The sequence below is a fragment of the Solwaraspora sp. WMMD1047 genome (genome assembly GCF_029626155.1).
Classification (GTDB): Bacteria; Actinomycetota; Actinomycetes; order Mycobacteriales; family Micromonosporaceae; genus WMMD1047.
The window spans coordinates 3,222,413-3,247,769 of record NZ_JARUBL010000001.1; the positions used below are offsets into that span (position 1 = coordinate 3,222,413).

Consider the following 25,357-nt stretch of genomic DNA (forward strand, 5'->3'; position numbering starts at 1 on the left):
ATCGTCAATCGATCCCTCCGGGATGCTGCCTCCCTGTGAGTCAGGCAGGGCCAGTTTCCGGCGGTGACCTTCGTGCCGTCTGCACATGTTCGTGGGCGATGTGCAGGTTCGGCGGTGACAGTTGGCGGTGGGCCTCGTCGAGCAGATCGATGACGGGCCGGGTCCGCCCCTCCCACACGAGTGCTTCGAACCGCTCGGTACCCAGGGTTTCCCGCAGCGACGCGAGCCGTTTGTGGTTGTGTCGCTCGGCCCAGCGCAGCAACGCGCCGCCGGGCTGTTGAAGTAGTTCGTGGACGGCGGACAGCACGATGACCTCCTGCCGGGGCAGTCCGAGGTCGTCGAAGAACCGTGACGCGACCTGTAGTCCTAGGGCGGTGTTCCACAGCCATCCCGTGCCGTCGATGCGGCGGAGCGCGGCACACAGCCATTCGGCGCCCGCGGCCGGGCCGGAGAGGTTGCGGGTCGCCTCGGCACGGATCAGGGTCGTGTAGGTGAGCAGGTCAGGATTGTCGACGTCCCGCAGGATCTTGTGTACGTCGTCGCTGAGCTGGGCGGCCCGGTCGAAGTCGGTGAGCAGCAGAGCCGTCAGGGCACGTTCGGTGAGTACCGCTGCCCCAACTCCCGGCTTCGGGTTCGCGGTGGCCTGCTGGGCGCGGTTCAGCAGGGCGTCGGCCCGGTTCAGGCTGCCGCAGAAGATCTCCGCGAAGGCGAGTCGGCGCAGCACTATCGCATAGCGGTCCATGTCGCCGGCCTCCTGGAACAGGGCGGCGGCCTCTTCGCCTGCGACGGTGGCCGCGTCGAGATCGCCCTGATGAGCCGCCAGCAGGGTCAACCCGCTCAGCGCCCGGGCGCGCACGGTCGGGGAGATGTGCTCGCCGCGGTGCAGCGTCGACTGCAACCATCGGCGGTCCACCGCGTGCTGGCCGGGCTCGTGCCAGTGCAGGGTCAGCGCCTCGGCGATGCGCTGCGCGGTCTGCGCGTCGCCCCGGTCGGCGGACCAGTCCATCGCTGTGCGGAACTGCTCGATCGTGGCGCCCACCAGCTGCGCAGCCGTGCCGTCGCCTTCGAACTGCTGGTGCGGATCGTCGGCGATCGCCACCACGAGCGCGGCGTGCCGGTCCCGGGTGTGATCAAGGTCGCCGTGCTCGGCCAGCTGCTCGGCCCCGTACGCCCGCAGCGTTTCCAGCATCCGGTAGCGGCCGGATTCGTGGCTCAGCAGGGACTTGTCGACCAGCGCGGCGACGATGCCCGCGGTCGTGGCGGGTGGGTGGAGGTCGGCGGCCAGTTGCTCCGCCCAGCTGAGCTCGAACCGGCCGGCGAAGACGCTCAGCCGGGCGAACAGGCGGCGTTCGTCGTCGTCCAGGAGCCGGTAGCTCCAGTCCATGACAGCGTGCAGGGTACGGTGCCGCGGCTCGGCTGTGCGGCCGCCCCGGAGCAGGCCGAAGCGATCGCCGAGCCGGGCTGCGAGTTCAGCGATGGTGAAGGCGTTGGCGCGGGCTGCGGCCAGCTCGATGGCCAGGGGCAGACCGTCGAGTTCCCGGCAGATCGCGGCGACCGCCGTGGCGTTCCGGTCGGTCAGCGCGAAGCCGGGGCTAACGGCGGTTGCCCGTTCCACGAACAACCGGACGGCGGATGACCGGCCGGCCGACTCCGCCGTGGCGGCGCCGGCTTCGGGCATGGCCAGGCCGAGCAGCGGGAGCAGTACCTCGCCGGTGACGCCGAGCCGTTCCCGGCTGGTGGCCAGGACCCGCAACCCGGGGCACCCTGCCAGGATTCGCTCGGCCAGCCCGGCGGCGGAGCCCAGCAGGTGCTCGCAGTTGTCCAGGATCAGCAGGCCATCGACGCCGCGCAGGTGCTCGACAACGGAGTCCAGCCGGGGCCGGGTGCTGTGCGGCGGCAGACCCAGCGCGTCAGCCACCGCGTCCGGCAGCAGGTCCGGCTGCGTCAACGCGGCGAGTTCGACCAGCCATGCAGCCCGTCCAGCAGCGGCCTCCAGGGCGAGCCGGCTCTTGCCGGCCCCGCCCACTCCCGTCACGGTCACCAGCCGATGCGTCCGAAGCAGGCGCCGGACGGTCGCGACCTCGCTGTCGCGGCCGATGAAGGTGGTCAGCGGCCGGGGCAGCACCACGACCGGTACCGGTACATCCGGGCTCGACTCCAGGTCCGGGCGCAGCAACTGCCGGTGCAACCCTCGCAGATGTTCCCCGGGTTCGGTGCCCAACCGTTCCACCAGCTCGCGGCGCGCAGCATCGAACGTGGCCAGGGCCTCGCCGAGCCGGCCGGACCGGTGCCGGGCGAGCATCAGCTGACCCCACAGCCGCTCGTTGAGCGGATACTCGGCGACCAGCGCGACCAGTTCGGCGATCAGCTCGTGGTGTCGGCCCTGGGCAAGGTCGGCGTCGACACGCGCCTCCACCGCACGTATCCGCAGCTCCTGCAACCGGGCGATTTCGGCTTCGGCGCCGGGCAGGTCGGCCACGTCGGCCAGCGCCGGTCCGCGCCACAGGGCGAGGGCCTCGCGCTGCAGCCCGGCCGCCCGACGGTGATCGCCCGCCTGCGCCGCCCGCGATCCGGCCTCGACCAACCGCTCGAAACGCTGCGCGTCCAGCGCACCGTCCGCCACCCGCAGCAGATAGCCGCCCTCGTGCGTCTCCAGGTCCGGCACCGGCCGGCCGGCGACCGACCGCATCGCCCGGCGCACCTCGGCGACCCGGCCGTACAACAGCTCCGTGGCCCGCACCGGCGGGTCTTCCCACAGCGCTTCGACCAGGTGGTCGATGGACACGACCGCATTCGGCCGGATCAGTAGCGCGGTCAGCAGCGCACGGTGCCGGGGCCCGCCGATCGAGACCCGCGCGCCGGCGAACCGGACCTCCAGCGGACCCAGAACGCCAAAACCGAAACCTGCCTCCGCAACGCTGACCCCGGCCACGGCGGCGAGGCTACCAACAACGACCCGGGACGGCAGCGAAAGGTACCGCTGAGGCTACGGGTGCGGCGCCGGCGGTCGAGGGGGGATGCGCACCAGGCGTCGCCCGAGGACTGGTCGCGTACGTCCAGCCGCAGCACTGTCACGTGTCCGGCCGCCGCCATGCGGCTCGGGTCGCGCAGCCGGGGTCAGCAGCTCGGTATGGGACGCACAGCCGCCGTGTGCGCCCTGATCCGGCTGTTCACATGACCAAGGGCCATGAGCGCGAAGATGTCCGCCAGCAGCGGTACGTGGAAGGTGAACGGCCGCGGGCCGATGGAGTCGCTGACCGACGGGATGCTGCCGTCCCCGCGTTGTCGCCGCAGCAGGAATCGGACCCCCTTGGACGCCGGTCGCGGATCCTTCTGCGTGCAGAGGGCCATGACGGCGTAGGAGGTGCTGATCGGGTCGCTGGGACCGCCTGCCCGCTGTCCCCATCCACCGTCCGCGTTCTGGCTCTCCCGCACGAAACGCAGTGCCCGCTGCGCGACAGTCCTCGCCGGGCCGGGGAACCGGCACGGAATCCGCGAAGCCATCAGCACCGCGCGAAAAACGGTGTGGAGTTGACTGCTGCTCCAGTCCGGTGGGAAGGTGCCGTCTTCGAGCTGCTGATCCGCGAGGAATCGCAATCCGTCGGTGAGAACCGCCTGGTGTTGCGGGATGTCGAACGTGAACGCGTCGAGTGCGGCGGCCGTCATACACGCTTCGGGCGCGGAACCGCGGACGTACGTAGGGAAGCCGCCCTGCGGGTGCCTGACCGCGGACAGCGAGGCCAGTCCGCGATTGACCGCACACGCGGCGGAGCGGCTCCCGCGGGTCCGGAGAAATTGCAGGGCGACGGAGGTGTCGTCCACGTCAGTCTGCAAGGCGACGTCCGTGTACGACCATCCACCCGCGGGTTGCTGGCAACGCACCAGGCGGTCGGCGACCCGGTCCAGTACCCGCTGCGGGGCGCCGGCGGCTGCGAGTGCGACGCCGGCGGTCACCGTGCACCACGTGTCGGTGTCTGTGACGAACGGAGCACTCCCGTCGGACCGCACGTGCTGTAGCGCTTTGCGGACTCCGTCCGCGACGACCGATTCCGTACCGGGGAGCCGCTGTAGCGCGTGCAGGGCGAAGAGGTGGATGAGGAGGTTGCCCTCCCAGACTTCAGGGAGCCGTTGGGTGGCCAGCAGAACGCGGACGTCCTCGTCGTCGAACGTCTCGCAGAGCAGGCCCTTCAACGCCGTCACCTGTACCTGTGCCCAGGAATGCAGACCGTTGCGTTGCAGGACGTGCTGGTAGGAACTGGGAGCGTGCTCGGCAGATCCGCCGAGGGCGGTGACTACGCCGTCAACCAGCGCACGTTTGCGCGGTCCGGTGAAGGTGGGGGAGCGCTCGATGATTCGGGAGCGGACTTCCTCACTGAGCCCCCCACCCTGACGGAGGGCAGTCTGGGCGATGGCCGAGTCGAACGGATCGGAGTCCGCCGGAAGAGACCGCAGGTAGGTGATCTGCTTGGTCGCCGGCAGCCCGAGGCGTTGCATCAGGCGTACCAGAAGGGCGGTCTCCAATGGCCGGCCGCGGCACGGCGCCCGTACGGCTCCCTCGGAGTCGATGTGCGTGGTGACGTACTCGGTCAGCCGAGCTGTCGCACCCTCCAGCGACCCGGGAAAGGACGAGGAGTGCCATGAATCGCTGTGGCGGTGCAAGGGTCGCATGAAGGGGATTCACCAGTTCTGGATTGATCGACTCATTGACGGCGTTGGACGGTGACCGGCATCCGATCCGGCCGTAGCGTGACAACCGCCTTCGGTCGGACACGGGCCGAAGCAGGCAGCACTCGCCAGCGTGCGATGAGGCTCGCTAGGATCGTCATGACCTCACTCACGCCGAAGGCCTCACCGACACACCGGTGCATTCCTGCGCCGAAGGGCAGGTAGGCGCCACGCGGCAACTCTCGCTGCCTGTCCGGAAGCCACCGGTCGGGATCGAAACGCTCGGGATCGGTGTACCAGCGGGGATCCCGGTGCAGGCCGTAAGGACTGAAGTACACGGACGCGCCGACGCCGACCTCCTGGCCGCCCAGGTGCAGGGGTACCGCTGCCCGTCGCCGCACCAGCCACACCGGGGGGAACAGCCGCAAGGCCTCCCGAACGACCCTGTTCAGATACCTCAGTTGGGTCAGGTCCTCCGCTTCGACCGGCCGCCCCCGCAGCACGTGCCCGATCTCGTCCGCCACGCGTACGGCGGTGTCGGGATGGCGGTCCAACAGGTGGAACGTCCAACACACCGTGGTCGCAACCGTCTCGACCCCGGCCACCAGCATCGTCATGATCTCGTCGTGGACCTGCTCGTCGTCCAACCCCGGCAGTCCCAGGTCCTGGGCGTCCCAGAGCTGGCTCAGGAAGTAGGGGCGCGCCTCAACGGATCCGTGGGAGGGGAAACGCCTGCCGAGTGCGCCGGCGATCGCGTGCAGGCTCCCAAGCGCGACGGCATACCGCCGGCCGCTCGTGGTCGGAAGCCTCATCGAGGCGAACGCGCGTCGTGAGGCGATGTCAAGGCAGGTGGGCAGCGCGGCAGCCACCTCGTACGCCATGGCCCCGGGTGACGGCACACCGAACAGGGTCGCGAGCACGCCGGTGGCGGCGACGGCCAGCATCTGCTGGACGAAGTCGACAGATTCCCCCTCGGTCCACCGTGCGGCTTGTACCTCCGCCGCTCGCCGAAAAGCCGGAACGTAGGACGCGACCCGCTCACGGTGGAACACCGGCTGGATCAGCCGCCGTTGCTGTCGGTGGAAGTCGCCGTCCGAGCTTCCCAGGCCATTGCCGGTCAAGGCGCGGGTCTTGTCACCGTCCCGGCCACGTCCGACCTCGCCGGAGAGTTCGGTGAGAAGCCGCCACACCAGGTCCGGCTCGTTGACCAGGTACGCCGGGTGGCGACGCAGCGTGAAGCTGGTCACCGCGCCCAAGGCTCGCTGCCGCTCCACGAATTCCAGCGGTCGCCACCGCAGCCACGGAAGGTGGCCGAGCACGGGCAGCGCACCCGGAATCCGGGAGTGCGTTGTGGAAGTGGACGTCCCCGCGTCAGACATCGTGGCCCTCAGCCATGGCTGCGACGTGGTATCGAGCCGGCATGGTGATCGTGAACCACTCGTACTGGCCCTGCATCCAACTCTCCATTCCCCTGACGCACCGGAGCACGCCCGCTCGCACGTCCGCCGGGAGGCGCGCGAGCTCAGGGCCGCGACTCAACTCGGCCGCCCTGGCGATGAACTCCTGAGCCTTGTCGTTGGTCATCGCGACTGCACGTGCCTTGGCCGCATCCTCCGACAGGTCCAGGCACCGGGAGAGCACCTCGACGAGGTTGAAGTGTCTGCCCTCGCTGCGCTCCTTGCGGTAGGAGTAGATGTCGTTCGTCCAGGTGAGCACATCCGCGCAGATGTCCCGGAGCTCTCGCCACGGCGGTGCGTCGCGGAACTCGCGCGGCAGGTCGGCACGTGCGGCGACCTCGATCAGATCGATGGTTGGCTTGGCCGCCCCTTCCTCCCGGCGCAGGCGCACGAACTCCTCGAAGGTGGTCACCCGGGCCGCCGTCGACGAGCCCGCGTACCGGACCGCGTGGAGCACGAAGCTGTCCAGATGCTGGCGGAACTGGGCGACCCAGCCGTGGCTCATGTGCCGTACGACGTCGTCGTACCATTCCCGCACCCCGGCGACGACGACCTCGGGGAGCGCGCTCGCCAGCGCGGGGTCGGCGAAGGCGGGCGAGCCGATGGAAGTCAGGTCGCCGACCTCTCGGGCGGCGAAGACATCCTCGAGGAGGTCGTCCAGCGGAAAGATCCACAGCACCCACTCGGCGGCCGGAAAGATGTTGTCGGCAGAGGCCTGGGGCGAAATCCGGCAGATCAGGTCCACCATGACGTCCTCGCCCGGTACGACGCTTGTCAGTCCGTGGGCTTCCAACCGGCTGTAGATCGTGCGGGCTCGGGCTCGGACGAGATCCTCCGAGGGGTATCGACCGTTGTCGAAGGTCAGCTCCAGGCGCGGTAGACCGCTGGTTACCGTCATGCCGTCCCCTCGTGCGCCGATGACAGCGGCCGGGGGATCATCGGCATCCGGTCCGGGTGTACGGTCCCCGTCGCCACTTCGCGGATCGGTCGGTCCACGGCCGGTTCCAGCCGTTGGCGGAAGCAGATCACGGCGAGGCTGGTCGCGACCGCGGCGAGGGCCATCCTCTTTCCGATGCAGACGTGCGCTCCCGCGCCGAACGGGATGTACGCGTCCTTGGCCGACGAATCCGCCCTGCCGGGTAACCAGCGGTCGGGGTCGAACTGCCGCGGCTGCGGGAACCAGCGGCGGTCGTGGTGCAGGATGTACGGGCTGAAAACGATCTCGGCGTGCGCCGGCAGGTCGACCTCGCCCAGCCGGACCGGTCGTATCGTCCGGCGCATGATGAAGGGAACGGGGTAGCGGCGCAGAGTCTCGCTGATCACCCTCTCGAGGTAGGTCAGCGACGACAGGCGCTCGAGTGTGAGCTCCTGGTTTCCGAGCACCTCGTCAAGTTCCCGGCGGACGGTGTCCTCGATCCGCGGGTTGCGGAAGATCTCGTACAGCGCCCAGGCCAGCACAGCACCAGTGGTCTCACTGCCGGCCACGAGCAGGGTCATCACCTGGTCGCGGATCGCCCGGACCGACAGCGCGTCACCGTTGTCGTCCCGGACGGCGAGGAGCGAGGTGAGTAGGTCGTCGGGGGCCGTCGGCCCTCGGTCCTCCGCGCGACGGGCGGTGATGATGTCGTTCACCAGGGCATCCATCGCTCGCATGGACGTGCGGAAGCGGATGTTCCCGGGCGTGGGCAGCCGGTCCCATCCGTTCGGCATCGCCGTGCGGGCCAGCACGCCCCGGAACAGCACCGGCATGTTGTGCCGGATGCTCGCCAGCTTGTCGTTGGTGAGACCGGTTGAGAACAGGCTCCGGGCAGCGCTGGTCAACGCGAGGTCGTTCATGTGCTCGTCGAGGGCGAACGCTCGGCCCGGCGTCCATGAGTCGACCACCTTCTCGGTCTCGTCACGGACACGCCTGACATGCGCGGCGATGTGCTGGTTGGTGAAGGCCGATCGCAGCGCCCTTCGTTGGCGTTGGTGGGACTCGCCGTATGAGGTGAGAAGGGAGTCGCCGAACCAGGTGCCCGCCTTCTCCATCAGCAGCCCGCGATCGTAGTGCTGGTCCCCCGGCACAAGCAGCCGTCGAACGAGTGCCGGGTGGGTGACCACATAGGCGGGTACCGGCCCGAGCCGGATCCGTACCACCTCACTGACCGCCGCGAGGGAGGACAGGAATTCCAGGCGTCGGGTCAGCAGGGCGGGGGCGTGCCCGACAACGGGCCATCCGCCCGGGGCAGACACCGGACCTGCGGCTGGTGACCGCGGCCTCGTTTCGTCGGACTTCTGCATCACCACGGTTACCTCCCTGATGAACCTGTGCACGGGCGCCGACTGCTACGGGATGCGGGGAACAGGTGGCCACTAGCTTCTGCCGACAACCGATGGGTTGCCCTGCATCCACAGGACCGTGACGTGCCTGTTCGTGAACCGCCAGCCGTCCGGGGTGCGAAGCAACCGGTCCTCGTAGCGGGCGCCGATCAGGCACAGGTCCCCGTCGGGCAGGCCGTGCCGCACATGCTGGGCGATCGTGTAGCTGGAGTGTGTCGCCTGATCACCGTGTACGGCGACCAGATGGTTGCCGTTCACGTGCTGGCTGGCGTCCAGGGGCTGGAGTATGGCGCGGACGAGCTCGGTGATCCCGTCCGGGCCCTCGCCGGTCCCGACGCCAGCGACCTCGATGCGGGCGTCGTCGGTGAACAACTGGCCGATCGCGGCCCAATCGCGGCTGTCCAGCGCCAGAGCGTACCGATTGGCCACGGCCGCTACGTCCATCCGGTCGGCGAGGTCCCGGACGAGGTCCTCATCCGTCAAGCGATCCATTGCCACTCCTCCGGATGCCGCCGGAACGCCTGACCACGCTCAGCGGGCACAGTCGAAGTACCAGACGGTCGCTCCACCGCGGGACGGGTCGAACCACCGGGGGACCTGCCGCCCGTGCTGGTCGGCGAGCTCGGCGAAGGTATGCTCCGCGAGGCGCCATCCGTGACCGGCCAGCCAGTCGTGCGGCGGGGTCGGCGGTCCGCTGCGGAACAGGCCGAGTACGCGGTCGACGCCGTCATTGGCGATTTCCTCATCGTGGAGGCCTGCCCGCAGCGACGTGGCCACCTCGATGCCGAGGTGGCTGCCCGGCGCGGAGAGTTCACCGATCCGCCGCAGCATCAGGTCGAGCTCGGCGCGGTTCAGGTAGATCGTGAGCCCTTCGGCCAGCCAACCGGTCGGCCGGGACGGGTCGAAACCCGCGGCGGTCAAGGCGGCCGGCCAATCGTGGGCCAGGTCGATCGCAACCGGCGTACGCTCGGCCGTCGGCTCCAGGCCCGCGACGCGGGCCACGTCCTTCTTCAGCGCCAGGATGGCGGGCCGGTCCAGCTCGAAGACGCGCCGCCCCGCCCAAGGCAGCCGATACGCACGACCGTCCAGCCCCGCGCCCAGCAGCACGATCTGTTCGACGGGTAGGGCGGTCAACAGCCGGTCGTGATGTAGGGTCCGCACGGTGACCATGTCGCCCATCATTCGGGTCAGGCCCGCCATCTCGCCGGGCATCTCGTGGAGGCGAGGTGCCTGCCCGGGTTGGGCGAGTCCGAGGTGGACGAGGGTCGCCTCGGCCAGCGGGTCCCGGAAGGCGGGCGCGGCCGACAGCGACTCGGCGGCCCGCTGGGCGGCAACCAGGACGGCCGTCCACGCGACGCCGTCCGGCAGAGGTGGGGGATTCATAACTCTCACGTCCAGGAGCTGAGACGGGATTCATGTGCTGCCTCCCGTTTGGTCAGGGAGGACCAGCTTGCGGCGGTGACCTTCGCGCCGGCTGTACGTGGCTGTAGGCGGTGTGCAGGTTCGGCGGCGACAGCTGGCGGTACACCTCGTCGAGCAGGTCGATCACCGCGGGGGGCCGACCGCTCGCCCGTTGGGGAAGCGAGGCGGTGGAACTGGCGACGGGCGGTAGGCCTGCCCTCTTCTACCTCCCGAAAACCCGCCTGAAGTTGACAATCAGTGACAATAAGTGATCATCACTTGCCGTGTCTGTGCAGCTCAGTGGCCATTTCGACAGTCAATGACAAGGTTAGGGTAGTTACGGTCGGCGATATGGGGTCGTCGGTTCGACGGCGAGAGGGTTTCCGCAGGTCAGAGACTTGCGGGCGCCCTCTTTCCATAGCTTGGTATGGACTCCTTGACTCGGGCAGGTTGCCGTGCCGCTACTGGATCTTCACAAGCTCGCTCGATTGACGTCCTCCTATCAGTGATCTAACGTATGACGTCTCACGTCAGCGCGGGTCACTGGGCGCGGAGTTCGCCGGACTCGACCGCCGGAGGGATGGATGAACGTGAAGAGAAGGGTGCGCCGTCTCGTGGGCGCCGGGGTCTCGTTGACCCTCCTGGGTGCCGGAGTCGGAGTCATCTCCGCCGCGCCAGCGGCGATAGCGGCCGGGTCGGGCCCCTGTGACATCTACGCGTCGGGTGGTACGCCCTGCGTGGCGGCGCACAGCACCACGCGGGCGCTGTACGGCGCGTACAACGGCCCCCTGTACCAGGTCCGGCGCTCCTCGGACAATGCAACCCAGGATATCGGAGTGCTGAGCGTCGGTGGTTACGCGAACTCCGCCGTTCAGGATTCGTTCTGCGCCAACGCCAACTGCGTCATCACCGTCATCTATGACCAGTCTGGCCGCAACAACCGCCTCACGCAGGCGCCGCCCGGTCACTTCATCGGCCCCGCCCCCGGCGGCTGGGACAACCTCGCCGACGCGAAGGCGGCACCGGTCACCGTCGGCGGCCAGAAGGCGTACGGCGTTTACATCGCGCCCGGCACCGGCTACCGCAACAACAACACCAACGGCGTCGCGACCGGCGACCAACCGGAGGGGATCTACGCGGTCGTCGACGGCACGCACTACAACCAGTGGTGCTGCTTCGACTACGGCAACGCGCAGACGAACAACCTGGCCGACGAGCGCGCCATCATGGAGACCGTCTACTTCGGCGCAAACAAGCAGTGGGGCTACGGAGCGGGCAACGGTCCGTGGATCATGGCGGATCTCGAGTGGGGGCTTTTCTCCGGGGTGAACGCGGGCTACAACAACATCGCGTCCATCAACCACCGGTTCGTCACCGCCATGGTGAAGGGTGAGCCGAACCACTGGGCCATCCGGGGCGGCAACGCGCAGTCCGGCAGCCTGACAACCTACTTCGACGGTCCGCGCCCCGCCGGATACCACCCTATGAAGAAGGAGGGGGCCATCCTGCTCGGCATCGGCGGCGACAACAGCATCACCGGTCGCGGCACCTTCTTCGAGGGCGTGCTGACCTCCGGCTATCCCACGGCCGCCACTGAGAACGCCGTCCAAGCCAACATCAACGCCGCCGCGTACGCGCCGGCCGGCGGGGGCAATCCTCAGCAGAACGTCCAATTTGTGGGCGGCCAGTCCGGCCGCTGCGTCGACGTGCCTAACGCCAGCACCGGCAACGGTACCCAGGTACAACTGTGGGACTGCATCAGCAACAGCACTGCCCAACGCTGGACCTACACCGCCGCCAGGCAGCTGCAGGTCTACGGCAACAAATGCCTCGATGCGAGCGGATCGGGCACCAGCAACGGTACCCCGACCATCATCTGGGACTGCCACGGCGGCACCAACCAGCAGTGGCACGTCAACCCCAACGGCACCATCACCGGCGGGCAGTCCGGGCTCTGCCTCGACGCGAACGGTGCCGCGACCGCGAACGGCACAAAACTCATCCTCTGGGCCTGCAACGGCGGCACCAACCAGCAATGGACCCCGCGAAGCTGATCGAACGCCAAGCGGTGATCGATGCGCTTGGCGAGAGCCATCGCGTGGGGCACCCGTGGGGCCGGTTAAGCCGGGGTGATGAAAGTTGACCGCGTGATACCGGGACTCCCGTCGAGTAGGGTGAATTCGTAATCCCCGTCGCCGTCGAGTGTCATCGCGTATCCGGAGTACGCTCCGGTGGGGACAGGCAGGGTGGCGGCTGTGGTATCGCGGGTGACGTACGTCCACGCGTTGTCGACCAGGCGGACGCAAGCGATGCCGTGGGCCTTCGCGAACTCCAGGGCACCACGTTGGAAACCTGTGGCGGCCACCACGACACCCTTTTGCGCACCTGTGGACTGAAGCTTGGCGAGCAGCACCTGGACGTCGGACCGTTTGACGGGGTCCTTGTGGCGCTTGCACTCGAACAGGATGAGGAAGTCCATGCCCGCCAGTTGGAAACGCGCCGTGACATCCACGATGTAGGTTCCGTCCAGGCCTTCGAGTGGATCGAGGTGCTTGACCTCCCAGCCGAGCAGTTCAAGGCTCATCGACCTAGCGATCGCCGTCACTGCTTCCTCGTAGGCCTTAGGTGTGATGTCGAACGTCGGCCAATGATCTTCCTCGCTCGCCGCAGCGGGCGAAGTCGAGGAACTCTTACTCATCACGTTGCTCCCTTACCTGGCACCCAGCTTCTGACGCTCGGCCAAAGCTGCGGCCTCGCCCTCGCAGATCGGAAATGTTATCGGCACGTTCGTGGGAAACGCCAGTCGCGTGGACTGGCTAGGATGCGGCCCGTGGAGATGGACCGGGGCACGATGATCGATCTCGAGAACGAGGTGCACGGGGCCGTCGCGCAGTGGGAGCTGCGCGAGCATGGTCCTGTGGAAATGGTGGTGCGGATCCAGGTCGGTACGGTCAACGGCGGCTGGTATGTGCGTCACCAAGGGTTCGGTGACCGGCGCTTTGCCGACAAGACGGCCGCCTGGCAGGCGGTTCGCGGGCTGATGAGGCAGCACGACGACCGCTGGGAGCGTACCGATGTGGACTCCAACCCGTTTCGTCTGTTGTGCCGCGCGGATGGCTCACGGATCCTCTACGACACCCACGATGACGAGACCCTCCACGCCTGCTGGGGCACTCGCCGGGACGAGCATTGGGATGCCTACCTGGCGGCGCTGAACGCGGGCGAAACGCTACGGAACACCGAAACACATGCACTACTCGGTGGCACCATCGAGCTGATCGAGTATCGCGACCCGCTCGACGGGACGCAGCGGTACGCGGTCTCCGTGGCCGTCGAGACGGGCGTGGACTGGCGGGTGGTCGACTACCGCGATCGCGCTGCGGCCGACGCACGGTACGAGCACGAGGTGTGGAAGAACGCCGATGAGGAGCTGCCCTACCGGTCGAGCGACATCATCGACGTGCCGGTCAGCCGCCGGTCGAGGCAGCCGGAGGGCCTGAGTATCTCGCCGTCCGGGGAGATTGGCGAGACCTCGGATCTGAAGTACCTGGGGTTGCTGCCGCCGCGCATCAGCTGGCCGCGGACGCCTCCGGCGGCCGACGGGCCACGCCCGGTGCGCGGCATGACGGCCGGGCCGAGGAGCTGGGGGCCGAAGGAGGTGCATGTCCAGGACGTCACTCCGCAGATATGGCGAGACGCGATCGACCCACCGCCCAACGACCTGGCCCTGGCCGCCCTGCCCGACGGGCGGTATCTGCTCGCCTCGGCCGACGACGCCGCGGCCCATGTCCTGGGGACCAGGAATGGCCATCGGATCTGCACTGTCTCCGGGCACATCGAGCGGGTCCTGTCCGTCGCGCTCACCGTGCTCGCCGACGGCGAGGTGGTGCTAGCCACCGGCGGGCAGGACCGCGAGGCCCGCGTCTGGACCACGAGGGAAAGCGAGCCGGTCGCCGTGCTTTCAGGGCACCGCGGGCCGGTCAACGCCGTCGCCTGGGCCGCTCCGCCTGGCGACGTACCATGGCTGGTCACGGGCGGCGACGACGCGACCGTACGGGTGTGGGACCTGGTAGCCGAGGAGACCCGGGCCGTCTTCGAGGTCGGCAAACCCAGCGTCGACATCGTGTGGTCGATAGCCGCCGCCGTCCGGTCCGACGGCCACGTCTGTGTTGTCGCGGGCGTCGACGGCGGGCACGACTCCAGCACCGTGTACGTCTGGGACGCGACCGCCGGCACCGTCATGCACAAGTTCGTTTTCGAGCGCGCCGAGTCGGGGATACGGGTGCCGCAGGTGGCGGTGGCAACGCTCGCCGACCGCTCGTTGCGGGTGGCGGCCGCCGTAGGTGGTGTGGTGCGGATTTGGGACGGCCACACCGGCGAAGTGGTGCGGACGTTCGCCGCGCCCGGGCCGTGTGACGGCTATGTCTCGCTGGCTGTGCTGCCCGACCTGCGCGTGGCCGTCGCCGTGACCGGCGGCCGGCAGACCCAGGTCTGGGACACTGAATCGGGCGCTCCGCTTGCTGAGGTGCACCACACGGTCGAAGGTTGGCGTAAGCCGGTCGACCTGGTGGCCCAGCCAGACGGTGCGCTGCTGCTGGCCACCGGGCGGGAGGGCGACACGCCGGCCCGCGTCCTGCGGTTGAGCCCGCGAGGGTAGCGGCCGATGACAATGGAGGAGCTCATAGGGCGGGTGACCGCCTGGGTCGAGGACTACCACAGCTCCGGTGATCCGGCCGCGATTCTCGACGCCACCGCCAACCGGGACGCGGCGGCGCTGTGGCGGGCGGTGCGCGGCGTCGACCTGGACTCCGCCTCGGCGTCGCTGGAGGCACTGTTTCTCATGGCATGCAGCGCGCTGGGCTGGCTGCACTACAGGCGGCACGGAGAGTCGGCCGACGATAGACGCCATGCCGAGTTGGCCCGGGCCCTGGTGTGTCTGGACGCCGTCGCGGACGACCATCATGCCGTGCCGGCCGAGCTGCACCCGCTGGTCGGGCGGTTCACCGACCCGGATGCCCAGGCAGAGGCGGCGCAGGCGCTGCTGGCGGCTTCAGCGCGGCTGCCCGATCCAGCCCTGCTCGACGCGGCGATCCTGCTGATGACCCCAGCCGCGAAGGCGTCGCCGCGGCGGGACTGCCGCCGCGGCGTGCGGCTTTCCCACCTCTGCCTCGCCCTACGGCGCCGGTTCGAGCGCAACGGCGCCGAGGCCGACCTCGACGCCGCAGTCGTCGCCGGCGAGGAGGCGGCCGAGATCGCCGACGGGCGCGGCGAGGCGGCCCCGGCGGTGTGGACGCATCTGGCCGCCGCCTACCGGTGCCGCTACCGTCTTCGCGGCAGATCCGGCGACCTGCGGCGTGCCGTCGGCCTGTTGGAACGGCGGCTAGCAGTCACCGGGGCCGACGTGGCCGCGCTGGGCGAGCTGGGCGAGGCCTATCGACAGCGGTACGAGCAGACCGGAGACCCCACGCATGTCGATCGGGCGGTGACGCTGACCGACCAGGCAGTCACGCACGCCGGCGACCAGGCAAGCCCCGCACTGCTGCTCAATCTCAGCGGCGCTCTACTGCTGAGGTACGAGCGCACCGGTGCCCGGTCGGACCTGCGGCGCGCAACCACCCTCAGCGAACGGGCCGTGTCCGGGCTGCCCCGGGACGACCCCGACCGCGGCGCCCACCTCGCGGTCGCGGCGTCCGTCCTCCTCAAGCGGCACGAGCGAAGCCGGTCGACGGAGGACATACACCGCGCAGTCGATCTTTACGAGCAGGCGCTGGCGACACTGGCCGACGACGACCGAGCCCGCCCGTCGCTCCTGCGGGGCCTCGCCAGGGCGCTCCACCAGCGTCACCTCACCACCGGCGACAGCACCGACCTGGATCGGGCCGTGACGCTGGCCCGTTGGGTGCTCGCCGCGATCTCGCCTGTTCACCCCGAACGGGCCGCCGTGACCATGGACCTGGCGGCCGTCCACCTCACCCGGCACACGCACACCGGCGTACTCGCCGACCTGGCTCAGGCCATCGACCTGGCTAAGAGGGCACTCACGCCCGATGGGCCACCGCCGTGGCTGTCCACACTGGGCGAGGCCTACCAGCAGCGTTACCTCGTCACCGGCGACATCACCGACCTCGACCAGGCGGTCGCGATCGGCGAGCGGGCGACGACCGGCACCGACATCGGGCTAGCCGCGCGGCAGGTGCGACTCGCAACCGCGTACTGGTGCCGCCACCGCAGTGCGAACCGCGAGAGAGATCTGGACCGGGCGGTCGAACTGGCCGCGCGAGCCCTGTCCGGTACTCCCGCCGACCACGCGCAGCTGCCCGGTCGGCAAGCGCTGCTCGCCGAGATGCGACTTGACCGCTACCGGCTCGCCGGCGTGACCGGCGACGCGGACGCGGCGATCGACCTGAGTGAACGGGCACTGGCAAGCGTTCCGGCCAACCACCCCGGCCGCTCACGGTTCCTTGCCACCACCTGCGCCGCCCACCTCGAACGCGGGGTCACCGCGCTGGATCCGGGCCAGCTCCGCGACCTCTCCGCCCGGGTCGTCGAGACACTGGGCGCGGCACCTCTCGACCGCACGACCGCCCACCATGCCGCCGGCTCACTCGCGCTCGCGACCGGCGACGCACCGCTGGCCGTCAAGCTACTCGACCAGGCGGTCGCGCTGCTACCGTCCGTGGCGCCACGGGAAGCCGGATGGGCCGACCAGCAGCACCGGTACGGCCGGCTCGCAGGGCTCGTCGGCGACGCCGTGGCCGCACACTGCGCGGCCGGCGACCCCAGCGGGGCGGTCGAGGTCGCCGAGCTAGGTCGAGGCGTGCTACTCGCGAGTCAGGCGAACACCCGCGTCGACTTGGTGGAGCTGGCCGAACACAACCCACGCCTCGCGGACCGGTTCGGTTGGGTGTGCGAAAGACTCAACACGCCGGACTTCCCCGTCGACGAGCGACGGCGGTGGTGGGCCGACTACGACGCGCTGCTCGCCGAAATCCGGCAACTGCCCCGTCTGGAGAGGTTCCTGGCCGCACCGCGCCACACGGACCTACGCCTTGCCGTAACGGGTGGCCGCGCGGTACTGGTCAACGCGAGCCGGCACCGCAGCGACGCGGTCATCATCCAACCGGACACCCCGCCGTCACTGGTCGAACTGCCCGCCCTACGACTGTCCGACGTCAACGCTCGCGTATCAAGACTCCTCGACGCTTTCGAAGGCCAGCCGTCGCCGGCGACCGCACGGCGCCGCAGCGGAGTCGTACGCGAGATCCTGGCCTGGCTAGCCGAGGTCGTCGTGGACCCGGTTGTCGCCGCGCTGACCGTCACGGAGGCGGCACCGTGCCGGGTGTGGTGGCTTCCGACCGGCCCGCTCGGTCTACTCCCGCTACACGCGGCCGGCACCGCCCCCGACCTGCTCGTCTCCTCCTACACACCGTCCCTGCGCGCCCTGCGAGCAACCCGTACACGGCCACCCGCCACCCAGCGCCTACGCCTCACCGTGGCACTACCGCACACACCCGGTCTTCCCGACCTACCCGCAGCCTCCCGCGAGGCCGCCGCGCTTGGCAGCACCGTACTCACCGGCGAACAGGCCACCGCCGACCGAGTAGTGCCAGCCATCAAGGCCGCCACATGGGCACACTTCGCCTGCCACAACGTCCTCGACCCAATCTCCCAGACCGACAGTGGCCTGCGACTGTTCGACCGGACACTGCGCCTACCCGAGATCGGCAGCCTCCAGCTACCCGAAGCGGAACTCGCCTACCTGTCCGCCTGCTCCACCGCCAACCACGGCATCCGATACGCCGACGAAGTGCTGCACCCGGTATCCGCCTTCCAACTCGCCGGCTTCCGGCACGTGGTGGCATGCCTATGGCCACTCGACGACAGCACCGCCCTCAAAGCCGCCCGCGCCTTCTACCGCGGGCTGCCCGACTCACCCGCTGCAGACGACGCCGCCGCGGTCCTGCACCAGGTAACCCGCCACCTACGCGCGACGAACCCAGACCGCCCCGACCTCTGGGCCCCGTTCATCCACAGCGGGCCATAATTCCACGCCCCATGGCGCCTCTTGAAGCATGGTTTGCGGGTCGGTCGGCGCGAGCGGGGTGTGTCGATTTCCGTGACGCGGAGAAGCTCGTCACCAATGTGTCGGGCTCAACCCGAAGGTGCGCCAGTCCGACTCGGCACCGGTGCACGGCCGGATCAGCATGGCCGGACGGGTGCACGTGCGCGGCGTCCTGGTCGAAGCCGCCTGGTCCGCCACCCGCGCTCCCGGCCCGTTGCGTGCGTTCTTCAGCGGATGTCACGGCGCGCGGGCCGTCGATACCGTGGTGCGGAACGTCTGCCGGTACACCGTTGGTGAGACCCCGATCGCGCCGGTCAGGTGCTGGCGGAGGGAGGCGGCGGTGCCGAAGCCGGCTTCGGTGGCGACCCGGTCGACCGGTAGGTCGGTCGTCTCCAGCAGCCGGCGGGCGTGTTCGACCCGTTGCCGTGCGAGCCACTGCACCGGTGTCATGCCGACCTCGGCGCGGAAGCGTCGCGAGAACGTGCGGACGCTCATGCGGGCGTGCCGGGCGAATTCGGTGAGGGTGATCGGCCGGTGTAGCTGGCCGAGCGCCCACTGCCGGGTCTCGGACGTGGTCGTGGTTGCCGGTTCGGGCACCGGACGGTCGATGAACTGTGCCTGGCCGCCCTCGCGCCACGGCGGCACGACGCACAGCCGGGCCACCCGGTTGGCGGCGGCGCTGCCGTGGTCGCGGCGTACGAGGTGCAGACACAGATCGACGCCGGAGGCGACGCCGGCCGCGGTGAGCACCTCCCCGTCGTCGGTGAAGAGCACATCGGCATCGACCTGTACGTCCGGGAAGGTCCGCTGGAAGTGTTCGGCGTTGTTCCAGTGTGTCGTCGCCGGTCGGCCGTCGAGCAGGCCGGCGGCGGCCAGCACGTACGAGGCTGTGCAGATCGACACGATGCGGGTACCCGGCCGCAGCCGGCGCAGCGCCGCCGCGACGGGCTCGGGTAGCCAGTCCTGGTCGTCGACCGGATCGCACACGAAGGGCGGTAGCACCAGTGTGTCGGCCGTGTCGATCGCCTCGGGGCCGTGTTGGACGGCCACGGTGAAGTCCGCGCTGGTGGCGACTGGTCCGCCGTCGATGCTGCAGGTGACGACCTGGTACAGGGGTTCGTCGTCGGGGCCGGCAGCGGTACCGAAGATACGGACCGGAATGCTCAGCTCGAACGGGTACACGCCGTCGAGCGCCAGGACGACCACGCGATGCATGGCCAGATCCTTTCACATATTGGCGATCCGGCCACTCGAACCGCGACCACCGTGCCGACAGGCTGGATCGCACACAGCTGAGGACCTACAGAGGGGCTTGCGATGCGTGCGATCGAACAGGACCGGCTCGGCGGGCCCGAGGTCCTCAAGCTGGTGGAGGTCGAACCTCCCGAGCCCGGACCGGCGGAGGTACTGGTCCGCGTCCACGCGGTCGGGGTCAACCCGACCGACTATTGGCACCGGGCGACCGGCGGCCTGCTCGGCCGGCCGGTGCGGCTGGGCTGGGACCTGTCCGGCGTGGTCGAGGCCACCGGTGCCGGTGCCGCGTTGTACCGGCCTGGTGACGAGGTCTTCGGAGTGCCACGGCTACCGCAGGCGGCCGGTACCTACGCCGAGTACGTCACGGCGCCGTCGCGCCACCTCGCCCGCAAACCCGGCGTGCTGTCCCACGTCGAGGCGGCCGGTTTGGGACTCGCCGGGCTCACCGCCTGGCAGGCCCTCGTCGACGTCGCTGACGTCCGACCGGGCCAGCGCGTACTGGTTCACGCGGCCGCGGGCGGCGTCGGCCACCTCGCCGTGCAGGTGGCCAAGGCGCGCGGCGCGTACGTGATCGGCACCGCGACCGCCGCCAAACACACCTTCGTCGGCGGGTTGGGTGCCGACGAGGTCATCGACTACACCACGACGGACTTCACCGAACGCCTCCACGACCTCGACGTGGTCATCGACCCGATCGGCGGAGAGTACGGGCCGCGCTCACTGCGGACCCTGCGCCCAGGCGGCATCCTGGTCGCCCTTGCCTCACCGGCCGAGACGTACCTGGAGAAGGAGGCAGCGCGGCACGGCAGACGCGCCCGATTCATGATCGTCGAGCCGGACCGCGCCGGGCTCACATCCCTCGCTCACCTCGTCGCCGTAGGACAGCTCCGCGTGGAGGTGCACACAGTACTGCCCCTCGAACAGGCCGCCGAGGCCCACGAGATCGGCCAGGCCGGCCGTACCACAGGAAAGATCATCCTGAAACCCTGACCTCCCGCGCCAATCCTGCCAAGCCAGAGAGCATCCGCTCATCGGCCACGTCCGGGCGTCCTCGCACCTGCCCACGCCCGAGGTCGCGGTCGCGGAAGATGACGGCGGTGCCAGGGGGTGTTCGTTCTCCGCCATGCAACCCCGCTTGCTTGCGAATCGTCATGGGGCTGTGAGAGTGAAGGAGGGCGGGTGTGAAATCTGACCGTGACGAGCAGTTCCACAACTTCGTGCTCAGTCATCGCGCCGGGCTGGTACGCACGGCGACGCTGCTGACCGCGGGTGACGCGCATCTGGCCGAGGATCTGGTTCAGTCCACCCTGACCAAGCTGTACCTCGCCTGGCCGGCGTTCCGGCGGGCGGACAACGTCGAGGGCTACCTGCGCCGAACCCTCGTCAACGCGTTCACCGACGAACGCCGTCGGTGGTGGCGCCGCCACGAACGTTCGGTAGCGGAACTTCCGGACCGGCCCCGCGCCGAACCGGGCGGCGGCGGCGACCTCGACGACGGCCTGCGCGCGGCCCTTCGCGACCTGCCACCAAAGATGCGCGCCGCGGTGGTTTTCCGCTACTTCTATGACCTTTCCGTAGCCGACACCGCCGACGCCCTCGGCTGCTCCGAGGGAACGGTGAAGAGCCAGACCGCCCGCGCCCTGGACCGGTTGCGGGCCGCCCTTGACGAGTTTTCCCCGATAGGAGTCACCCGATGATGGATCTGCACGACCGGCTTGCCCGGATCGCCGGCCCGGCCGCCGAGCCGTCGGCCGCCGAGGCCGACGCCGACCTGGCCCGGGGCCGCCGGGCGCTGCGCCGTCGCCGGTCCGTCCGCACGCTCGGTGCCTCGGCCTTCGCGGTCGCCGCGCTGGCCGCCGCCGTCACCATCGGCACCCAGACCGGCCCGACCACCACTGCGAACAACGCACCGGCCCAAGTCTTCGCTACCCGCCTCGTGGCCTACGAGGGCAAACAGCCACAAGGCTTCACGATCGACAAAGTCCCAGCGGGCTGGGAGATCCAAGGCGGCGACGCCGCCAATCTGACGATCGCGCCAGAGAACGCGGCGAACAAGAGCCCAAACGTCTACGTCGACAAGATCCTCATCACTCTGCAGCCGAAGAGCGACCACTCCACCCCGACCGGTACGCAGCTCGATGTCGGCGGCAAGCCCGGCGTGCTCAATGCCGCTGAAGGCCAGTACGGCGGCAAGAACCTGTGGGTCAAGCAGCCCGACGGCGTCTGGATGCTGGTGCAGATCTGGGACGCCCGTGGGTGGACCCAGCAGGACATCGTCGAGTTCGCCGACGGGATCCACGTCCAGCCAGGCGTCGTACGCCCCCACGACTGATGCATGCTGTCCGGCCGCTGGCGTCAACCACGCCCGCGCCCAGTCGATCTGCTTAATCTGACCGGGCTGGTGCAGCAGCCGCTGGTCCGGGCGCATTCACCGGCCATTGGGATACTCGGTCAGCGCCCGTAGCCCGGCGTGGGAGCGGGCCTGCTCGTGCCCGGCCTCCGCGGCGGCGGCGTGCGCCGCGGCGCGGCGGAACAGCTCCGCCGCGGCGTCCCGCCGGCCGGCCGCGAGGAGGGTTTCGCCGTATTCCAGGTGCACCTGGGCGGCCAACTGGCGGTCGTGCAGGCCGTCGATCACCTCGATGGCCGTCCGGTGCCGGGCGATGGCGTCGGCGAACCGGCCCTGCCGGCGGTACAGGACACCGAGCGCACCGGCCGCCTCCGCCGCGGCCGGCTTGTAGCCGTTCCGCAGGTTGAGGCTGAGCGCCAGGCGCAGCATCCGCTCGGCCGGCCGGTGGCCCATCCGCATCCGGGTGGCGGCCACGTTGCCGAAGGTGTTGTACCGCTCGGCGTCGACCCCGGCGACGCCGGCGAGGAACATCGCCCTTCGGAACCAGTCGAGGCTCTCCGCGAGGTCGCCCCGCCGGGCCGCCGCCAGGCCGAGCGTGTTCAGCGGATTGGTCATGTCCTCCGGTTCGGCGCAGGCGCGGGCGTGGTCGAGCACCCGCCGGGCCGCCCGGTAACCGCCCTCGATGTCGCCGAGCAGGTACCGCAGCGTGGCGAGGTTTGCCAGACAGGTGTTGGCGGAGTTCACGTCACCGAGCCGGCTGAAGTTCTCATAGGCGGTCTGCACCAGGTCGACCGCCTTCCGCGCCCGGCCGGTGCGGAACAGACCCGATGCCAGGTAGTTCGCCATCACGGCGGTCATCCGGAGGTCGCCGTCCCGGCGTGCGGCCGCCAGGCCCAGCCGGTGCGCCTCGATCAGCTCGTCGTACTCGGCGGCCAGGTACCACATCCGCCACGCCGCGCGGGCCAGTTGCCACACGCACCGGGTGGCACCGGTCGCGTCCGCCAGTCGCACGATCGAGAGATGGTCGCACCGGTTGCGGTCGAGCCACCGGCGCTGGTCCAGCTCCCCGCCGGGCAGCAGATCCGGCCGCAGTGGCGGGTCCAGCTCCATCGTCCGCAGGCTGTACGGGGACTCCAACGGTCGGGCCACCGTCGCGGCGGCGTGCGTGGCGTGGTCGAACAGCCGCCGTAGGGCGGCCTGCCGCTCCGGTTGGTCCGCCGCGGCCAGCGTGGCGGCGTACTGCCGGATCAGGTCGTGCAGCCGGTACGTCGCGAAGTCCTGCTCCTCGACCAGGTTGACATCCGCGAGCTCGGCCAGCAGGTCCTCGGCGTCGTCGCGCGGCAGATCCGCCAGGGCTGCCGCGACCGGCGCGTCGAACCGTTCGCCGGGGTAGAGGCCGAGCAGCCGAAACAGCCGTTGCAGCGGCGTCGCCAGCTGGTTGTACGACAGCGCGAACGCCGCCGCCACGGTGCGGTCCTCGGCGGTCAACTCGGCCAGCGCGGTGTCGCCGAGGCGGTCCAGCAGGTCGGCGACCCGCCAGCGGCGGCGGCGGGACAGCCGGGCCGCGGCCAACCGTACGGCGAGCGGCAGCAGTCCACAGCGGCGCACCACCTCTCTCACCGCCACCGGCTCGGCTACGGCGCGCTCGCCGACGATCCGAATGAACAGGTCGGCCGCCTCCGCTTCGGTCAGCACCGCCAGCGGTTGCGTCCGGACGCCGTCCAGGCCGGTGAGCCGGTGCCGGCTGGTCACCAGCGTCAGGTGGTCGCCGCAGCCCGGCAGCAGCGGCAGGACCTGCGCGCTGGTGGCCGCGTTGTCGAGGACCAGCACGGTACGGCGCCGGGCCAGCTCGCTGCGCCACTGGGCGGTCCGTTGGTCGATCGGCCCGGCGATCCGGTTGGCCGCAACGCCGAGCTGCCGCAGCAGGGTACTCAGGGCCGCGCCGTGATCGACCGCCTCCCGGTCGCTGTGCCCGTGCAGGTCGATGAACAGGTGTGCGTCCGGATAGCGGTCGACCGCGAGTTCGGCGAGCCGGATCGCCAGCGTGGTCTTGCCGACGCCGGCCATGCCGTCGAAGACGTGGACCGACGGGCCGGGCGGCGCGGTGTCCACCTGGGTGCGGAACCGGTCGAGCAGGGCCGTCCGGCCGGTGAAGTCGCCGACCGCCCGGGGCAGGCAGCGGATCGGCGCGGCACCCGCGGGCACCGGCGCGGCGGGCAGCTCGCCGGCCAGCATCTGCCGGTGCAGCGCCTGCAGCTCCGGGCCCGGTTCGATGCCCAGCTCGTCAACGAGCGCCGCCCGGGTCCGCCGGTACTCGGCCAGCGCGTCGGCCCGGCGCCCGCCGGCGTACAGCGAGCGGATCAGCTGGCCGCGCAGGCGCTCCCGGGTCGGGAACCGCTCGACCAGGCGATGCAGGTCGGCCGGCGGGACCCGCTCACCGCCGACGGTGAGCTCCAACTCGACCCAGTCCTCCACCGCGGTGGCGTAGTGCTGGTCCAGTGCGGCGGCCAGCCGGTGGACCGCGGGGCTGTCGATGTCGCCGAGCGCCGGGCCGCGCCACAGGTCGAGACCCTGGCGCAGCAGGGCGGCCGCGCTGTCCGGGTCGGGTTCGGCCCGGGCGGCGGCGACCAACCGGTGGTACACCAGGGCATCCAGGTCGTCGTCGGCGACGTCGAGGCGGTAACCGGCCGGGACGGTCCGGATGTTGTCGGCGGGCAGCGCCCGACGCAGCCGGGACACGCAGGTGTGCAGCTGCGCCCGGGCGGTGGCCGGCGGCCGTTCCTGCCAGACCGCGTCGACGAGGGCGTCGACGCCGACGCCGCGGCCGGAATGCAGCAACAGCATGGCCAGCACCACCCGGTCGCGGCCGGCGGTGACCTCCGTGTCCCGGACGGCGAGTCCACCGAGGATCCGATACCTCATGCGAGGCAACCTATCGACCCCGCTCGCATCGTGGTCGGTCCGCCCTCTCGGCGGGCGAGAGGAGACCGAGAGTCCGGCGGTAGGGACCGCCCTTAATCTTCGCCCTCGTAGGGTTCGGCGGACGACGTCGGCCACCGGGCCGCCCGCCGGGACACGAGGGGGATGTCGTGCGAAGAATTCATCGCCAACTCGCCGGAACCAGCCGCCGGCAACTGGCAGTAGTGCTCGTGGCAGCCGTCGCCGCGGTCCTCGGGGTGGGGGCTCCCGCGCGTGCGGAGTCCGCGCCCGCGCTGTCGGGGGATCCGGTGAGCCTGGCCGAACTGCGGGCGCAGGTGTCGGGGGGCACCTCCGCCGCGGCCGCGGAGTGGCACTACATCTCGAATCTGAACAGCGGCAAGGTGCTGACGGTGCGCAGCAGTGCCAGCGGCGCTCCGGTCGTTCAGTGGGAGCAGCGGCGGGGCGATCAGGCACAGGCGTGGACGTTCACCCCCGCGAACGAATACGGCACCGGTTGGGTGTACGTCCGCAACGCATACACGTCTTCCTGGAAGGCCATGGGCATCAGCCGCTCCGGTCGGAGCAATGGTGACCCGGCGATTCAGTGGGATCACCGGCCGGGTCTCGCGGACCAGGTCTGGGGTTTCTACGGCGGCACCCTCGGCATCTACCAGATCAAGAATCGGAACAGCGACAAGTGCCTGGCGATCCCGGCCAGCAGCATGGCCAACGTGCAGGCGATCCAGTGGCAGTGCAGCACCAATTTCGACCAGCGGTGGGTGCTGACCGCCTGGTCGTGAGGCGCCAGCTTCCGCCTACCGGGTGACGCGGCGCGCGGACGCCACCATCCCGCAGCGAGGCTCCGGGGGCGCGCCGAACTACGGCACGCCCCCGGAGCCTCGCTGCGGCCGTTCTGGCCGGGGCCGACCG

General features: G+C 70.0%; 17 protein-coding genes and 1 pseudogene. 8 read left to right on the forward strand and 10 right to left on the reverse strand.

All coding sequences use genetic code 11. The features are described 5' to 3' along the window. Positions 1-40 precede the first annotated feature (40 nt). From O7627_RS14915 to O7627_RS14945, 7 genes are all read right to left on the reverse strand, one after another. A complete protein-coding gene (locus O7627_RS14915) occupies positions 41-2,932 on the reverse strand; it encodes a BTAD domain-containing putative transcriptional regulator (protein WP_278094102.1) in 2,892 nt (963 codons plus the stop codon). A 185-nt stretch (positions 2,933-3,117) separates the two neighbouring features. Then, positions 3,118-4,494, reverse strand: coding sequence for a prenyltransferase/squalene oxidase repeat-containing protein (locus tag O7627_RS14920; RefSeq protein ID WP_278094103.1), 1,377 nt, complete (start codon positions 4,492-4,494; stop codon positions 3,118-3,120). 206 nt (positions 4,495-4,700) lie between these two features. Next, positions 4,701-6,044, reverse strand: a complete 1,344-nt coding sequence (locus tag O7627_RS14925) for a cytochrome P450 (protein ID WP_278094104.1) — start codon at positions 6,042-6,044, stop codon at positions 4,701-4,703. Then, positions 6,037-7,020: a terpene synthase family protein gene (locus O7627_RS14930; RefSeq protein ID WP_278094105.1), complete on the reverse strand. Its 984-nt coding sequence runs from the start codon at positions 7,018-7,020 to the stop codon at positions 6,037-6,039. The genes O7627_RS14925 and O7627_RS14930 overlap by 8 nt, the downstream gene beginning before the upstream one ends. Continuing rightward, positions 7,017-8,357: a cytochrome P450 gene (locus O7627_RS14935; RefSeq protein ID WP_278094106.1), complete on the reverse strand. Its 1,341-nt coding sequence runs from the start codon at positions 8,355-8,357 to the stop codon at positions 7,017-7,019. The genes O7627_RS14930 and O7627_RS14935 overlap by 4 nt, the downstream gene beginning before the upstream one ends. Positions 8,358-8,477: 120 nt before the next feature. Further along, positions 8,478-8,936 carry a nuclear transport factor 2 family protein gene (locus O7627_RS14940; protein WP_278094107.1) on the reverse strand — a complete coding sequence of 153 codons (459 nt, stop codon included), beginning with the start codon at positions 8,934-8,936 and terminating at the stop codon, positions 8,478-8,480. A gap of 39 nt (positions 8,937-8,975) precedes the next feature. Beyond that, entirely contained in the window at positions 8,976-9,827 is an 852-nt protein-coding gene (locus O7627_RS14945; protein ID WP_278094108.1) for an SAM-dependent methyltransferase, read from the reverse strand. 602 nt (positions 9,828-10,429) lie between these two features. Here O7627_RS14945 and O7627_RS14950 point away from each other — a divergent pair. Continuing rightward, a complete protein-coding gene (locus O7627_RS14950; protein ID WP_278094109.1) occupies positions 10,430-11,899 on the forward strand; it encodes an arabinofuranosidase catalytic domain-containing protein in 1,470 nt (489 codons plus the stop codon). A 65-nt stretch (positions 11,900-11,964) separates the two neighbouring features. Here the strand turns inward: O7627_RS14950 and O7627_RS14955 are convergent, their stop codons facing one another. Continuing rightward, positions 11,965-12,543 carry a restriction endonuclease gene (locus O7627_RS14955; RefSeq protein ID WP_278094110.1) on the reverse strand — a complete coding sequence of 193 codons (579 nt, stop codon included), beginning with the start codon at positions 12,541-12,543 and terminating at the stop codon, positions 11,965-11,967. A 138-nt stretch (positions 12,544-12,681) separates the two neighbouring features. Between O7627_RS14955 and O7627_RS14960 the strand changes: the two genes are divergently transcribed. The 3 genes and pseudogenes from O7627_RS14960 to O7627_RS14970 form a co-directional block, all read left to right on the forward strand. Next, entirely contained in the window at positions 12,682-14,502 is a 1,821-nt protein-coding gene (locus tag O7627_RS14960; RefSeq protein WP_278098291.1) for a hypothetical protein, read from the forward strand. A 33-nt stretch (positions 14,503-14,535) separates the two neighbouring features. Continuing rightward, positions 14,536-17,889 carry a CHAT domain-containing protein gene (locus tag O7627_RS14965; RefSeq protein WP_278094111.1) on the forward strand — a complete coding sequence of 1,118 codons (3,354 nt, stop codon included), beginning with the start codon at positions 14,536-14,538 and terminating at the stop codon, positions 17,887-17,889. A gap of 103 nt (positions 17,890-17,992) precedes the next feature. After that, positions 17,993-18,136: pseudogene (locus tag O7627_RS14970) on the forward strand (transposase); the annotation flags it as partial. An 8-nt stretch (positions 18,137-18,144) separates the two neighbouring features. On the opposite strand, the gene O7627_RS14975 reads toward O7627_RS14970, so the two are convergent. Then, positions 18,145-19,122 (reverse strand): helix-turn-helix domain-containing protein, encoded by a 978-nt coding sequence (locus tag O7627_RS14975; protein WP_278094112.1) that lies wholly within the window; start codon positions 19,120-19,122, stop codon positions 18,145-18,147. Positions 19,123-19,224: 102 nt separating this feature from the next. Here O7627_RS14975 and O7627_RS14980 point away from each other — a divergent pair, with 102 nt between their 5' ends. The 3 genes from O7627_RS14980 to O7627_RS14990 all read left to right on the forward strand — a co-directional run bounded on the left by O7627_RS14980 (position 19,225) and on the right by O7627_RS14990 (position 21,493). Beyond that, entirely contained in the window at positions 19,225-20,151 is a 927-nt protein-coding gene (locus O7627_RS14980) for an NADP-dependent oxidoreductase (protein ID WP_278094113.1), read from the forward strand. A gap of 191 nt (positions 20,152-20,342) precedes the next feature. After that, positions 20,343-20,858, forward strand: coding sequence for a SigE family RNA polymerase sigma factor (locus O7627_RS14985; protein ID WP_278094114.1), 516 nt, complete (start codon positions 20,343-20,345; stop codon positions 20,856-20,858). Next, on the forward strand, positions 20,858-21,493 hold the full coding sequence (locus tag O7627_RS14990) for a hypothetical protein (protein ID WP_278094115.1): 636 nt from the start codon (positions 20,858-20,860) through the stop codon (positions 21,491-21,493). The genes O7627_RS14985 and O7627_RS14990 overlap by 1 nt, the downstream gene beginning before the upstream one ends. Before the next feature lie 96 nt (positions 21,494-21,589). Here the strand turns inward: O7627_RS14990 and O7627_RS14995 are convergent, their stop codons facing one another. Continuing rightward, on the reverse strand, positions 21,590-24,430 hold the full coding sequence (locus O7627_RS14995; protein WP_278094116.1) for a BTAD domain-containing putative transcriptional regulator: 2,841 nt from the start codon (positions 24,428-24,430) through the stop codon (positions 21,590-21,592). Between the two features lie 227 nt (positions 24,431-24,657). Here O7627_RS14995 and O7627_RS15000 point away from each other — a divergent pair, with 227 nt between their 5' ends. Beyond that, complete coding sequence (locus O7627_RS15000; RefSeq protein WP_278094117.1) at positions 24,658-25,227, forward strand: RICIN domain-containing protein; 570 nt, start codon at positions 24,658-24,660, stop codon at positions 25,225-25,227. The last annotated feature ends 130 nt before the right edge of the window (positions 25,228-25,357 follow it).